Origin of the sequence: Sandarakinorhabdus cyanobacteriorum (genome assembly GCF_002251755.1) — a bacterium.
Taxonomy (GTDB): domain Bacteria; phylum Pseudomonadota; class Alphaproteobacteria; order Sphingomonadales; family Sphingomonadaceae; genus Sandarakinorhabdus; species Sandarakinorhabdus cyanobacteriorum.
In genome coordinates this window covers 74,756-88,409 of sequence record NZ_NOXT01000124.1, presented here as the reverse complement: position 1 = coordinate 88,409, position 13,654 = coordinate 74,756, and the positions used below count along the sequence as shown (strand labels likewise).

14 protein-coding genes are annotated in these 13,654 nt (G+C 68.1%); 10 read left to right on the top strand and 4 right to left on the bottom strand.

Translation table 11 applies throughout. The features are described from left to right. Positions 1 to 4: 4 nt before the first annotated feature. The gene (gene murI, locus CHU93_RS15330; RefSeq protein ID WP_094475073.1) at positions 5 to 781 is read right to left on the bottom strand and encodes a glutamate racemase; all 777 of its coding nucleotides are present in this window, start codon (positions 779 to 781) and stop codon (positions 5 to 7) included. A 183-nt stretch (positions 782 to 964) separates the two neighbouring features. Here murI and CHU93_RS15325 point away from each other — a divergent pair, with 183 nt between their 5' ends. The 5 genes from CHU93_RS15325 to CHU93_RS17365 all read left to right on the top strand — a co-directional run bounded on the left by CHU93_RS15325 (position 965) and on the right by CHU93_RS17365 (position 4,863). Next, positions 965 to 1,864 carry a PEPxxWA-CTERM sorting domain-containing protein gene (locus CHU93_RS15325; RefSeq protein WP_133064433.1) on the top strand — a complete coding sequence of 300 codons (900 nt, stop codon included), beginning with the start codon at positions 965 to 967 and terminating at the stop codon, positions 1,862 to 1,864. A 38-nt stretch (positions 1,865 to 1,902) separates the two neighbouring features. Further along, on the top strand, positions 1,903 to 2,787 hold the full coding sequence (locus CHU93_RS15320) for a lysophospholipid acyltransferase family protein (protein WP_243375715.1): 885 nt from the start codon (positions 1,903 to 1,905) through the stop codon (positions 2,785 to 2,787). Positions 2,788 to 2,849: 62 nt separating this feature from the next. Then, complete coding sequence (locus CHU93_RS15315) at positions 2,850 to 3,551, top strand: Crp/Fnr family transcriptional regulator (RefSeq protein WP_094475021.1); 702 nt, start codon at positions 2,850 to 2,852, stop codon at positions 3,549 to 3,551. Between the two features lie 17 nt (positions 3,552 to 3,568). Further along, positions 3,569 to 4,378: a universal stress protein gene (locus CHU93_RS15310; RefSeq protein WP_094475020.1), complete on the top strand. Its 810-nt coding sequence runs from the start codon at positions 3,569 to 3,571 to the stop codon at positions 4,376 to 4,378. A 77-nt stretch (positions 4,379 to 4,455) separates the two neighbouring features. Continuing rightward, positions 4,456 to 4,863, top strand: a complete 408-nt coding sequence (locus CHU93_RS17365; RefSeq protein ID WP_133064432.1) for a hypothetical protein — start codon at positions 4,456 to 4,458, stop codon at positions 4,861 to 4,863. A 314-nt stretch (positions 4,864 to 5,177) separates the two neighbouring features. Here the strand turns inward: CHU93_RS17365 and CHU93_RS15300 are convergent, their stop codons facing one another. From CHU93_RS15300 to CHU93_RS15290, 3 genes are read right to left on the bottom strand one after another with little or no spacing between them, the layout of a single operon-like run. Then, positions 5,178 to 7,439 carry a xanthine dehydrogenase family protein molybdopterin-binding subunit gene (locus tag CHU93_RS15300; RefSeq protein WP_094475018.1) on the bottom strand — a complete coding sequence of 754 codons (2,262 nt, stop codon included), beginning with the start codon at positions 7,437 to 7,439 and terminating at the stop codon, positions 5,178 to 5,180. Continuing rightward, a complete protein-coding gene (locus CHU93_RS15295) occupies positions 7,436 to 8,242 on the bottom strand; it encodes a Rossmann-fold NAD(P)-binding domain-containing protein (protein ID WP_094475017.1) in 807 nt (268 codons plus the stop codon). Before CHU93_RS15295 ends, CHU93_RS15300 begins: the two co-directional genes overlap by 4 nt. A gap of 32 nt (positions 8,243 to 8,274) precedes the next feature. After that, positions 8,275 to 9,456 carry a M48 family metallopeptidase gene (locus tag CHU93_RS15290; protein WP_094475016.1) on the bottom strand — a complete coding sequence of 394 codons (1,182 nt, stop codon included), beginning with the start codon at positions 9,454 to 9,456 and terminating at the stop codon, positions 8,275 to 8,277. 93 nt (positions 9,457 to 9,549) lie between these two features. Here CHU93_RS15290 and CHU93_RS15285 point away from each other — a divergent pair, with 93 nt between their 5' ends. From CHU93_RS15285 to CHU93_RS15265, 5 genes are read left to right on the top strand one after another with little or no spacing between them, the layout of a single operon-like run. Beyond that, positions 9,550 to 10,083 carry a TetR/AcrR family transcriptional regulator gene (locus tag CHU93_RS15285; protein WP_094475015.1) on the top strand — a complete coding sequence of 178 codons (534 nt, stop codon included), beginning with the start codon at positions 9,550 to 9,552 and terminating at the stop codon, positions 10,081 to 10,083. A gap of 14 nt (positions 10,084 to 10,097) precedes the next feature. Continuing rightward, entirely contained in the window at positions 10,098 to 10,988 is an 891-nt protein-coding gene (locus CHU93_RS15280; protein WP_094475014.1) for a phytanoyl-CoA dioxygenase family protein, read from the top strand. Between the two features lie 54 nt (positions 10,989 to 11,042). Next, positions 11,043 to 12,143 (top strand): Rv3169 family protein, encoded by a 1,101-nt coding sequence (locus CHU93_RS15275; protein WP_094475013.1) that lies wholly within the window; start codon positions 11,043 to 11,045, stop codon positions 12,141 to 12,143. Next, on the top strand, positions 12,133 to 13,116 hold the full coding sequence (locus CHU93_RS15270) for a phosphotransferase family protein (protein ID WP_165768773.1): 984 nt from the start codon (positions 12,133 to 12,135) through the stop codon (positions 13,114 to 13,116). Before CHU93_RS15275 ends, CHU93_RS15270 begins: the two co-directional genes overlap by 11 nt. Further along, positions 13,113 to 13,484, top strand: a complete 372-nt coding sequence (locus CHU93_RS15265; RefSeq protein ID WP_094475011.1) for a hypothetical protein — start codon at positions 13,113 to 13,115, stop codon at positions 13,482 to 13,484. The genes CHU93_RS15270 and CHU93_RS15265 overlap by 4 nt, the downstream gene beginning before the upstream one ends. Positions 13,485 to 13,654: the final 170 nt, after the last annotated feature.

Below are 13,654 nucleotides of genomic sequence, written 5' to 3'. Positions count from 1 at the left end.
CTGATCATCCCGATATCGTCAGGCCATAGCGGTGCAGCGCCGGGGCGAGCGCGTCAACCTCGTCATCCATCCGGGTGAACAGCGCGCGGCCGCGGCCGTCGCCCTGCGTGCCCTTGTCGCCCAGCAGATGCGCCACCCGGCGCGCAATGCCCGGCCCGCCATCCACAAAGGCCAGCCGGGGCGCGGCGGCCTGCAACTGCGGCAAGAGCAGCGGGAAGTGGGTGCAGGCCAGCGCCACCACATCCAGCCGGTCCCCACCTGGCTGGCTGGTCAGCCCGGCCAGTTCCGGCGCCACATCGGCCGCCGTCACATTCTCCCCGCGCAACTGCGCCTCGGCCAGCTCCACCAGCCGCGCCGATCCGTGCAGCAGCACGGTGCAATCGCCGGCATGATCGGCCGAAAGCCGCGCCACATAGGGCTGGCGCACGGTGGCCAGCGTGCCGAGCACGCCGATCACCCGGCTTTTCGACTGTTCCGCCGCCGGCTTGATCGCCGGCACCGTGCCCACCAGCGGCACATCCAGCACGGCGCGGGCGTGGGCCAGCGCGATGGTGGATGCGGTGTTGCAGGCGATCACGATCAGATCGGGCGCCAGCCGCTCCGTCAGCCGGCCGAGCAGGGCGCAGACGCGGGTCGCCACCTCCATCTCGGTCTTGGTGCCATAGGGAAAGCCCGCATTGTCCGCGACATAGCTGATATCGATCGCCGGCAGCGCCATACGCACATCATCCAGCACGGAAAGCCCGCCCACTCCGGAATCAAGCATCAGCACATGCGCCATGGCCAAGCGCATAGGCCGGCCAGCAAGCGCGTGGCAAGCGCGGCCTGCCATCAACGCCTGTCTGGCGCACGGTCGCGCGTGGCGGCCCAAACCGCATGATTTAGATTTGCATTTGATATAAATGTAATTTCGTGTAATTTTGACAATTGAAGTCGACAGGGGAGCGATGGCTTCGTTGTGGGGGTGCTTGTGCGTCAATATAATCTCCTGCTCGCTGTGCTGCTTGTCGCGACGGCGGGGTCGGCCCAAGCCACAACCAGCATCACCACATCGGCGTTCGGCCTGCACAACACGGTGAGAGCCCTTGGTGTTGCAGGCGCCGATGTCGGGCCGCTGGCCGAGGTGTCGGGCACCACATCACCAGGCTATGCGGTCACAGGTGAGGTGCTGTCGCACAGCAGCCAGACCGGTCTGGGCGTCGCCTTCGGCGACACGTCTGCCCCGGGCAGGGCAACAAGCTTTGATCTGGGCCCGCTGGTCAGCACCAGCCTGAACCTGTCGGCCGGGCTGATCGCAACAGCGGCCAATGCCAACGGCACCACGCCACTCGACACCAGCAGCGGCGATGCCAGCGCCGTGGTCAACAATTTCAACCTGGGCCTGGTCACCACCACCTTTGGCACCGATGTCCCCATCATCACCCTGTCTGCCACTCAGCTGCGATCCCAGACCCAAGTGCAGCGCACCGGGATCACCAGCAGCCTTTCGGGCAGCAGCGAATTCACCAACCTGTCGCTGGCCGTCGACGGTTTCAGCATCATCACGCTGGGCAGCAACGCCTCGGTAGCCGCCAACCATGTCGTCTACAATCTGGGTGGTCTCAGCATCGTGATGAATGAACAGGTGAGCACCGGCGTTCTGGGCGGCATTGAACGCTTTGTCACCAACGCGATGCGCATCAGCTTCAACAATTATCTGGTCGGCGGCCAATCGCTCAGCGGCGATGTGATCATCGCCCAGTCGGCTGGCCAGATGCTGATTGATCCCGGCGCAGTGGTGCCGGAACCAGCGACTTGGCTGCAGATGATCCTGGGCTTTGGTCTCGTTGGCCTGCTGGCCCGCCGGAAACTGCGCGTGGCTTGACAATTGACAGGGGCCGCGGCGCTGGCCAGCGTGGTGCCATGGCTTCTGCCCCGTCCTCGCCAGAGCCGGCCGACTGGCCGCCACCGCTCCCCGATTCCACGGGCTTCGTGCCGCTGCCCGTGCCCGGTCCAACCGGAGCGCTCATTGCCTTTGTCCGCGCCTGTGCTGCCGATCCGGCTGGTGCCCTGCGCGTCGTCACGCGGTCTGCCTGGCTGTTCGGCATCGGCGCGCTGTGCATTCCGGCCCACATGCTGTGGCGCGCCGCCGGGGCCGACAGCCCATGGGCGCGGCGCTTTCTGGCCTGGGGCGCGCGCGCCATGGGCATCCGCGTCCGCCAGATCGGTCAGCCGGTCAGCCGCGATGTCTTCTACATCGCCAACCATCTCAGCTGGACCGATGCGCTGATCCTCGGCGGCCTCACCGGCACCGCCTTCGTGGCCCAGGATGGCATCGCAATCTGGCCCGGCCTCAACTTCCTGTGCCGGCTGAACGACACCATCTTCATCAACCGTGGCGACCGCATGGGCGTTGGCCGCCAGATTGCGGCCATGCGCGACCTGTTCGCCAGCCGCAGCAAGCTGGCGCTGTTCCCGGAAGGCAGTTGCGGTGATGGCCGCCGCCTGCTGCCGTTCAAGGCGCCGCTGTTCGCCATGCTGATCCCGCCACCGCCCGGCGCCTGCCTGCAGCCGGTGGTGATCGATTGTGACGAGGCCGGCCGCAACCTCGCCTGGGTGGGCATGGAAACCGGTGCCGCCAACGCCTGGCGCCTGCTCTCCCGTCCCGGCACGTGGGAGGCGCGGGTGCATTTCCTCGAACCCTTCAGCCCGGCCGGCATGGCTGACCGCAAGGCACTCTCTGCCCGCGCCCGGGCCGCCATTGCCGCCAGACTGTCGGAAACCCTGGGCGGCCGGCCTGTCACCTAAGTAACCACCACAATTACGCGCCGCTGCCCGCTTTCGCCACTATTGCGGGTGGGAGAGCAGCCATGGTGTTCGGAAAAAGTTGCAACCAGTGCAGCGTGCGCGAAACCGCCCTGTGCGGCGTGCTGGCCGATGCGGCGCTGGCGCCGATGGCCGCCCACGGCACCCAGCGCAGCCTGGCGCGCGGCGAAACCTTGATCCGGGCCGGCGATCCGGCCCGGCTGTGCGCCAATATCCAGCGTGGCCTGATGAAGATCAGCCACATCAACCCGGCCGGGCACGAGGTGATCGTGGGCCTGTTGTGGCCGGGCGATTTTGTTGGCACGCCGTTTCTGGATGGCGGCCCGGCCACCCATGATGTGGTGGCCTTGAGTGCGGTGTCGCTGTGCGTGTTCCCGCAAACCACCATCGAGCGCACCATGGCCGATCATCCGGCGATGGAACGGCAATTGCTGTCGCGCACGCTGGCCGAACTGGGCCAGGTGCGGCGCAGCCTGTCGCGGCTGGCGCGGGCCACGGCGCTGGCGCGGGTCGCCGGCTTCATTGCCGAAACCGCGCAGCGCCGGCCGGCCGCCGCCGAACCCCATGTCATCGAACTGCCGCTCAGCCGGGGCGAGATGGCCGATCTTCTGGGCCTGACCATCGAAACCGTCAGCCGCCAGATGACCCGGCTGAAAACCGCCGGGGTGATCGGCCTGCCCGGCGGCCGCCAGGTGATGATCCAGGATCCGGATGCGCTGGCCGAAGCGGCCGATGAATTGATGTGAAGGGGAGGGACGGGACGATGACGACGATTCTTGTGCATATCGAAGGGGATGAGGGCCAGGCCTCGCGGTTGGCGGCGGCCTTTGATCTGGCGCGGGCGTGCCAAGGGCATCTCGTCTGCCTGTCGGTGCTGCCCTATGCTGCCTATGCGCTGGGCGATCCGGCGATGGGGGCGTTTCCGGTCACCACCCTCATCGATGCGGTGGAGGCCCGGCGCGGCGAGGAACGCGCCGCCGTCGAAGCCCGGCTGCGCCGCGAGGGGCTGAGCTGGGAATGGCAATCCGGCGATGGCGACAGCGCTGACCGGCTGGTCGAACATGCCCGCCTGGCCGATGTGGTGGTGATGAGCGCCGGGCCCTATGCCCGCGCCGCGGCCCTGAAGATGGGCATCACCGGCGATGTCGCGGTGCGGGCGCCGGCGCCGGTGCTGGCCGTGCCGGAAGCGGCCACCCGTTTTGATGTCGCCGGCCCGGCGCTGGTCTGCTGGGATGGCAGCCAGGAAGCCGCACGCACCCTGCGCCAGGCCATCCCGCTGCTGAAACTGGCCAGTGGCGTCACCTTGCTCACCGTGTCGGAAAAGGACAGCCCGTTCACCGGCCGCGTCGCCGCCGCCTTCCTGTCGCGCCATGGCGTGGCGGCCGATGTGGTGGAACGTGATGCCGGCGCCGCCAGCGTGGAACAGGTGATCCGCAGCGTGGCGGCCGAACGCCAGGCGAGCTGGCTGGTGCAGGGCGCTTATGGCCACAGCCGGGTGCGCGAAATGCTGTTTGGCGGCGTCACGCGCGGCCTGCTTTCGGATGCGCCGCTGCCGATCCTGATGGGCCATTGATCTGGATCAAGGCGGGCGGCCGAGACGGCATGGCAGCTTGGGCAGACCGTTGAACCGGCCAGCACAGGAGAGGGGCCATGAAGTTCGAATTTCGCGACGAAGCCGATGGATTGGTGTCAGGAAAAATTGACACTAAACATGTCCAAGACGTAAGACGCCTGGAATTTGATCTTCCAAACAAGCTCTTAGCGCAATTGATCGGCGCCGGAGCTGGCTACCTTGCCGTTATGTATATTGTGTTTCAGGCCGGCGAGGGTCTTGGCTTGATCTTCGCCGTGTTTGGCTTGGTGTTGGTGGCATATTTTGGCCTGCCGTGGCTGATGCAACGGCAATCGGGCCGCAAGGCGGATGATCCGCCGCGCCGCGGGGCGTGGGGCATCGATACCGCCAGCGGCTATCTTTCAGGCCGTGCGGCCTGGGCCCAGGTGATGACCGTGCCAACATTGATGCTGCTGTGGGCGGTGGTGATCGGCTTCATCCGCTGATCGCCACAGCACTGGCACGCACGGCCCGAGGTTGGTTGCTCTGTGGCCTCCCCCCGTCTCCCACCCATCCTCCGGGGGGAGGGACCGGCAGGGCAACCAACGGGAAGCCGTCGTGCCGGGCAGGCGCGGCGGCTTCCCTCTGTCTGGGATGCAGCCATCCGAACCAGATCCTCCCCCTCTGGGGGAGGTGCCGCCCGCCGGGCGGCGGAGGGGGCCGTGCTGGGCCCATGCCATCCGGCACGCGCCCTGCCGGCGCGCCCCCTCCGCCCTGCGGGCACCTCCCCCAGAGGGGGAGGATTAATTCTCGCCTGCCCTCAGGCGGCGTTGGCCAGCCGCCACAATTTCTCCGGCGTCGCCGGCATTTCCACCTGTTTGCCGTCCAGCGCATCGATAATGGCGTTGATCACCGATGGCATGGCGCCGATGGTGCCAGCCTCGCCGCAGCCCTTCACGCCCAAGGGGTTGGTGGGTGACGGGGTGTTCAGCGTTTCGAAGGTCACCGCCGGCGGCATCTGGTCAGCGCGCGGGATGCCATAATCCATAAAGCTGCCGGTCAACAGCTGGCCGGCGTCGTCATAGACGATGTTTTCCAGCACCGCCTGGCCCAGGCCCTGCGCGATGCCGCCATGGATCTGGCCTTCGACCAGCATCGGGTTCACCAGCACGCCGAAATCATCGACAAGGGCATAGCGGGTGACGGCGATGACGCCGGTATCGGGGTCCAGCTCCACCTCGGCGATGTGGCAGCCGTTGGGGAAGGTGGGGGCGGGCTTGCTTTCCTTGGTGGTATAGCGGCTGCGGCCATCCAGGGCGCCCGGATGCCGGCTGGCCAGCTCCGCCCAGCTCAGCGTGGCGTTGCTGCCACGCGCCTTGAACAGGCCGTCGCCATAATCGACGTCGCCGCCCAGATCGGCTTCCGCCAGCGCGGTGCCGCGCGCGATCATGTCGTCCGCGCATTGCAGCACGGCGCCGCCGCCGAATGCCATCGATCGCGAGCCGCCGGTGCCGCCGCCCACCTCCATGCGGGCGGTGTCGCCCTGCACGATGCGGATCTGCTCCAGCGGCACGCCCAGCCGCGCGGCCAGCACCTGGCCATAGGCGGTTTCATGGCCCTGGCCGTTGGATTGGGTGCCCACCGCCATCTCGATCCGGCCGTCCGCGGCCACCTTCACATCGGCATGCTCCTCGGTGCCGCCACCACCGGCAATCTCGACATAATAGGCCATGCCGCGGCCCAGCCGCTTGCCGCGCGCCGCCGCTGCGGCCTTGCGGGCGGGGAAGCCGGCCCAATCGGCCACCTGCTTGGCGCGTTCCAGCACGGCCGGGAAATTGCCGATGTCAAAGGTGAGGCCCAGGCCATTGGCATGCGGCAGTTCGGCCGGCGTGAGCAGATTCTTCGCGCGGATCTCGTCCACCCCCAGGCCGATCTCGCGCGCGGCGGCTTCGATCAGCCGTTCCATGATATAGGCCGATTCCGGGCGGCCGGCGCCGCGATAGGCATCGACCGGCGTGGTGTTGGTGACGACGCCGTGGACCAGATTCTGGATGGCCGGGATGCGATAGACGCCGCCCATGATGCGCCCGCCGGCCATCGTCTGGATCGCCGGGCCGAACTGCGCCTGATAGGCACCGAGATCAGACCAGGTTTCCACCTTCAGCGCCAGGATGCGCCCCTCGGCGTCCAGCGCCAGCGCCGCCTCGCTTTCCATGGCCCGGCCGTGCGTGTCGGTCTGGAAGGCGTCGCTGCGCTCGCCCGTCCACTTCACCGGCTTGCCGAGCTGGCGGGCGGCGTGCAGCACCAGCGCATATTCGGGATAGATGAAGCTCTTCATGCCAAAGCCGCCGCCGACATCGTGGGTGATGATGCGCACCTGATCCTCGGGCACCTTCAGGATCACCTTCGACAATTCGCGCCGCATCGAGGCGACACCCTGGCTGCCGGTGGTGAGGGTGAAGCCGGCTTCGGCATCAAATTCGCCCAGCGCGGCGCGCACCTCCATCGATGTCGGGGCAACGCGGTTCTGGATGATGCGCAGCCGCGTCACATGCGCAGCCTTGGCCAGCGCCTCGGCGACGGCATCCGGGTTGCCGACCTGCCAGTCAAACAGGCTGTTGCTGGCGGCCTGCGGCCAGATTTTCGGCGCATCGGGCGCGATGGCAGCAGCGATGCTGGCCACCGCCGGCAGCTCCTCATACTCCACCCAGATGGCCTCGGCCCCGGCGCGGGCGGCCTCGCGCGTTTCCGCCACCACAAAGGCGACGCCATCGCCCACGAAGCGCACGCGGTCACCGGCCAGCAGGGTGCGCGGCGTCTTCACCTCGCCCGACAGCGGCACCAGGCAGGGGATGGGGCCATAGCCGGCGATGTCGGCATGGGTATAGACCGCAACCACGCCCGGCACCTCGAGCGCGGCCGAAATGTCGATCGAACTGATCGCGGCATGGGCATGGGGGGAGCGCAGGGTGGTGCCATAGAGCATGCCCGGCCGCGCCATGTCGTCGGTGTAGCGGCCCTGGCCGGTCAACAGGCGGGCGTCTTCCACGCGCGGGGTCGATTGTCCGGTGCCGAACTTCATGGGGCAGACTCCTCAAGGCAGGCGGATAAGCCGGCGTGATAATCGGGATATTTCAGGCAATAGCCAAGCTGCCTTTTCATGCGGCCATTGGCCACCCGCCGGCATTCGCCATAAAAGGCCCGGCCCATGGGTGACAGGCCGGCCTGATCAAGCGGCAGCAGCGGCGACGGCTCCAGCCCCAGCAGGCGGGCGGCGGCGGCGGTGACGGCCTCTCCGGGCGCTGGCAGATCATCGGCGATGTTGAACACACCGGCCGGGCCGCCTATCATGCTGGCCAGCACGGCGCCTGCAATATCATCAACATGGATGCGGCTGAACACATGGCCGGGCAGGTCGATGCGCGCCACCGGCCCGGCGCGCAACCGGTCAAGCGCGGATCGGCCGGGGCCATAGATGCCGGGCAGGCGGAACACCCGCGCTGCCACGTGCAGCGCTTCCCAGGCGGCATCGGCGGCCAGCCGGCCATCGCGCCGGCCATTGCGGGGCGCGCTTTCATCCACCCAGGCGCCATCGCTGTTGCCATAGACCCCGGTGGACGAAAGATAGCCCACCCAGCGCGCCGGCGCGGCGGCGATGGCGGCACCGTGCTGCACCAGCACCGGATCATGGCCATCGGCCGCCGGCGGCACCGAGGAGAGGATATGGCTGGCGCTGGCGATGATGCCGGGCAGTTCCGGGCTGTCCAGCGTCAGCACGCCGGGGCCGGGGCGGGAACGCACGGCCGTGATGGCAAAACCGGCGGCGCGCGCCGCATCGGCAATGCGCGCTGCCGAATAGCCCAGGCCAAGGATGAGCAGATGCATGGCCGCTGTGTAGCCCGTCTCCGGGCTGGCGGCTAGCGCACGTCGGGCTCGCCCAGATGTTCGGCCTTCCAGCGCATGGCGGTCATCACGCGGGTGTGGCCGCTGGGGTGATCAAAGAAGATGATCTCCTCCAGCGGTGTCGGTTCGATCTTGCGATATTGCGACAGCTTCATGGCGATGCGGGCAAAGCTGTCGGGCGCGCGGGCGGCGTTGTGGGCGAAGATGTCCGCCTCCTGCTCGTGCACGCGGATCAGGCTGTTGGTCAGCGGCGTCGCCACGAAGAAGACCGCGCTCGCCAGGATGGTCAGCACCGGCAGCACGCCGGGATCGGCCATGCCGGTGATGCCCCAGCGGCCGCCCAGCCGCGCCAGCAGCCACGGCGTGCCTGCCGCCACCAGCGCCAAGCTGGCGGCGAAGATCAGCGACATGCCAAGCAGCAGCGTCCAGATATGATTGAGCACATAATGGCCCAGTTCATGCGCCATCACCGCGCGGATCTCGTTGATATCCTGCTTCATCAGATTGTCGTTCAGGGCGATGCGCGTGGTGCCGAACATGCCATTCACATTGGCGGAAATCCGGTCCGATTGCCGGCTGGCATCCACCAGGAACACATTGTCGGCCGGCACGCCATTGGCGCGCGCCAGCTTCAACACCTCGGTCTTCACCGGGCCATCGGGCAGCGGCTTGTAATCATTGAACAGCGGATCAAGATAGACCGGCGCCAGCGTGATCGTCGCCATCAGCACCACAACCGACAGCCCGGTGCCGCCCAGCCACCAGCCGCGCGGAAAGCGCCGGATCACAGCGCTCACGCCCATCCACAGGATCGCCGCGATCAGCGTGTCGACCGCGATGACGATCAACGCCTCACCGCCCCATTCGGCGAAATTCTGGTTCGAAAGGCCATAGGCATGTTCGCGGAAAAATTCGGTATAGACCGTGTAGGGCGCCATGATCAGCGTGATCAGCAACAGATAGGGCACGGCAAACAGCAGCGGCGCCAGCATCGGCCCGGCCTTGGCCTGCGCCCATTTCGACAGCCGCCCCGCCCAGCCCAGCTGCAGCACGATCAGATTGGCCCCAACCGTCGCCAGGAATCCCCACAGGATCAGCCAGTATCCGCCTTCGAAATAAGCGTCAGACCGCGCCCGCGCCGCGCCCTTCAGCGTCGCCATATAGGCCTGGGTGGCCAGTTCCGGATCAAATGCCATGCTGCGCTCCTGTCGGCCACCGTATTGCATGAACAATATAGTTGCGCAAGCCGGCTTGCGACTCGACATAACGCGTGTTATGCAACGCATGTTATGCCAAAAACCGTCGATCACGCCGCCCGTCGCGACAATCTTGCCAGCACCGCCGCCGCGGTGATTGCCGCCCATGGCCTCGCCGGGGCCTCCATGCGCGATGTCGCCGCCTCTGCCGGCGTCACAACCGGCTCGGTCACCCATCATTTCCCCGGCCGCAGCGACCTCATTGCGGCCGCCTATGACAAGGTGATGGGCCGCCTGCTCGAACGGCTGGACGAACCGGCCGGCCATGGCGAGCTGCTGGCCACCATGGCCTCCTACCTGCCCCAGGATGACGAGAGCGCGGCCGAATGGCGGGTGTGGCTGGCCTTTTCGGCCGAGGCGCTGGTCAACCCGGCGCTGCTCGCCCGCCACCGCGCCTATTATGCCGCCATCACCGATCGCCTCGCCGCCGATCTGTCGCCGCCGCAGGCCGATCTGCTGGTCGCCCTGATCGACGGGCTGGCCATCCGCATCCTGCTGGAACCCGCCGACTGGCCGTCCAGCCGCATCACCACCACCCTGGCCGCCGCCCTGCCGGCGCTGGCCTGAACCGGAGACGCCCGATGCCAAACGTCCAGCATTTTCCCGCCACCGCCGATCCCGCCGCGATCATGGCCGCCCTGCGCCGGGATGGCGCCATCATCATCGATGGCCTGATCCCCGATGCCGCGATGGCCGCGCTGGCCGCCGAAATCGCCCCCTGGCTGGAGGCGACACCCAACGGCCGCGATGATTTCACCGGGCACTTCACCACCCGCACCGGCGCGCTTGTCGCCCGCAGCCCCCGCGTGCGCGATCTCGTCATGCATCCCCTCATCCACGCCCTGTGCGATGATCTGCTCAAACCCTTTTGCGAGCGCTGGCAACTGCACCTCACCCAGGCCATCCGCATCCGCCCCGGCCAGAAGGCCCAGGCTATCCACCGTGATCGCTGGGCCTGGGGCACGCATCTTGCCCACGTCGAACCCCAGCTCAACACCATCTGGGCCGTCACCGATTTCACCGCCGACAATGGCGCGACCCAACTCGTCCCCGGCTCGCTCGACTGGCCCGACAGCCGGGTGACCGAACCGCACGAGATCGTGCCCGCCGTGATGAAGCGCGGCTCCGTCCTCGTCTACACCGGCGGGGTGTTCCACGGCGGCGGCGAAAACCGCTCCACCATGGATCGCATCGGCCTCAACCTCACCTACACGCTGGGCTGGCTGCGGCAGGAGGAGAATCAATATCTGTCCTGCCCGCCGGCCATCGCCCGCACGCTCGATCCGGCGCTGCAGGCGGTGCTGGGCTATGCCATGGGCAGCTATGCGCTCGGCTATTTCACGCCGCCGCTGCCGCCGGGGCAGGGGCCGGAAGTGGTGAGCCCGCAATGGGTGCTGGGCCACGGTGATGGCCTGTCGGGCTTTTCCGACAGCGAACTGCTCGCCAGCATCACTGCACAGGTGCGCAGCTGACCCGGCGCATTTCACCAGCTTGCCGGCCCGGCCCGCCTGGCCAACCATCCGGCCATGCTGAGCCGGGCCGACGATTATCCCATCCACCAGACGCCGGAGCCGATCGCGGTTTCGGGCACCGACCGCAATTTCTACGACCGCTATTTCTTCAGCGCCCAAAGCCCCGACGGCAGCGCCGTCATCGGCGCGGCGCTCGGCGTCTATCCGCACCTCAACATCATCGATTGCGCCGTCTCCATCCTCCACGCCGGCCAGCAGCACAGCCTGTTTGCCAGCCGCGTGCTGGGCGGGGAGCGGATGGACCTGCGCATCGGCCCGGTCAGGCTCGACGTGCTGGAACCGCTGCACAAGCTGCGGCTCAGCATCGCCCCCAACGACACCGGCATCAGCGGCGAGCTCAACTTCACCGGCCGCGCCGCCCCCATCCTCGAACCGCGCTTCATCCGCCGCAACGGCACCCGCACCCTGATGGACGTGACCCGGATGACACAAGGCGGCCAGTGGCAGGGCCAAATCACCGCCGCCGGCACCACGCATGATCTCGCCGGCTGGCGCGGCACGCGGGACCGCAGCTGGGGCGTGCGCCCGATCGGCGCGCCCGATCCCCAGGCCGTGCAGCCACCCACGCCGCCGCAATTCTTCTGGCTGTGGACGCCGACCGCCTTTGATGATTGGCACCTGTTCTTCCATTCCAACGATGATGAACACGGCCGGCCATGGAACCGCGCCGGCGTGCTCGTCCGACTCAAGGATGGTGCCGAATTCCCGCTCGACGATGCCCGCATGGCGCTGGCCTTCCGCCCCGGCAGCCGCCACGCCGGCGCCGCCCGGCTGGAGGCACGGCTGCCCGATGGCCGGCCGGTCAGCGTCGATTTCGCCATTGGCGACAATTTCATGATGCGGGGCATCGGTTATGGCCACCCCACGCGCGGCCACGGCATGTTCCAGGGGGCCGAAGCGCTGGCGCACGAGGTCATCGATCTGGCCAGCGTTGATCCCGCCAATCCGATGAACGCCCATGTCCAGGGCCTGTCCACCGCCAGCCTGTCCATCGCCGGGGCTGCCCCGGTGCCGGGCCGCGGCCTGTTCGAACAATTGGCCATCGGCCCGCACGCGCCGTCGGGTTTCCGGGAGCTGTTCGATCTTGCCGGCTGACCATCTCGCGCGCTGGTTTGCCGGCCATTGGGGGGAGGCGGTGGAGATCAGCGGCCTCAAGCGCTTCCACGGCGGTTCCGCCCGGCAGACCTATCGCTGCGATGTCACCGGCGCCTCCGGCCGGCGCGAATCTGTGGTGCTGCGGCGTGACCCACCCTCCAGCCTGATCGAGACGGACCGTCTCGCCGAATATCGCGCCATCCAATGCTTTGCCGGCAGCGATGTGCCGGTGCCCGAACCGATCTTCTGCGATGCCGGGCCCGAAAGCTTCGGTTCCCCAGGCTTCCTGATGCGTGAGGTGGCTGGCGGGCAGGCGGCCGGCCTGCTCGATCCGGAACCCTATGGCGACCATGGCGCCAGCGTTGGCCAGCAATTCTTCACGGCGCTGGGCCGCGTCCATGCCGGCGACCCCACCGCCGCCGGTCTCGACGCGCCACCCACCCATCCGGCGTTGGCCCGGCTGGCGCACTGGCAGGCCGCCTATGCCGCCGACCGGTTCCGCCCCGAACCGGTGCTGGAGGCGGCGATGGCCTGGCTCGCCGCCAACCCGCCGCCCGCGCCGCCGCGCCTCAGCATCGTCCACGGCGATTATCGCTCCGGCAATTTCCTCCACGATGGCGCCGGCCGGCTGCTCGCCATCCTCGATTGGGAAATGGTCCATGCCGGCGACGCGCACGAGGATCTGGCCTGGGCCTGTGATCCGCTCTGGTCGCATTTCAGCGGCAAGGCCGGCGGCATGCTGCCCCTGGCCGAGGCGATTGCCGCCTGGGAAGCGGCTTCGGGCCTCACGCTCGATCCAATAGCCTGGGCCTGGTGGCGGATCATGGCGCAGGTGCAGGGGCTGGTGATCTGGATCAGCGCCGCGCGCGAGATCATCGATGGCCGCAGCCATGATCCCGTGCTGATGTTCGCCGGCACCATCCCCTATCGCTTTCACACCCTCACCCTGGCCAAGGCGCTGGAGGGTCTATGAGCCTGCCGCTCCCCGCCCTGTTGAACGCTGTCGCCACCGCGTTGGCCAATGAAGTCGCCCCGGCACTGCAACTGCTCGGCCAGCCGGAAGCGCCCGATGCCAACTATGCCGGCGGCACCGCCGGCACCGCCGCGATGATCCTGATGCTGGCTGCCGCCGAAGCCGCCCATGGCCCGGCGCGGGAGGCTGCCGCGGCCGATGCCGCCCGGCCGCTGCTCGGTGAGGCCGCCACCGGCCGCGACGCCCGCCACGCTGCGCTGGGCGCGGCGCTGGCCACCGGCAACCGCGCCGCGCTGGCGCTGCTGATTGCGGAGGCCGAGGCCGCCTATGCCGCCTTGGGCCTGCCACCCCCGGTGCCAGTGACCTGACAAGATCCTCCCCCTCTGGGGGAGGTGGCGCGCGAAGCGCGACGGAGGGGGCCTGCAAGGACCGTGCCTGGCCAGCCCCCTCCGCCCTGCGGGCACAGCCCCAGCGGGGGAGGTCCTGGCCACCCCACCATAATTAACTTTCCCTCGGCCCCGCCCTGACGCACCATCGG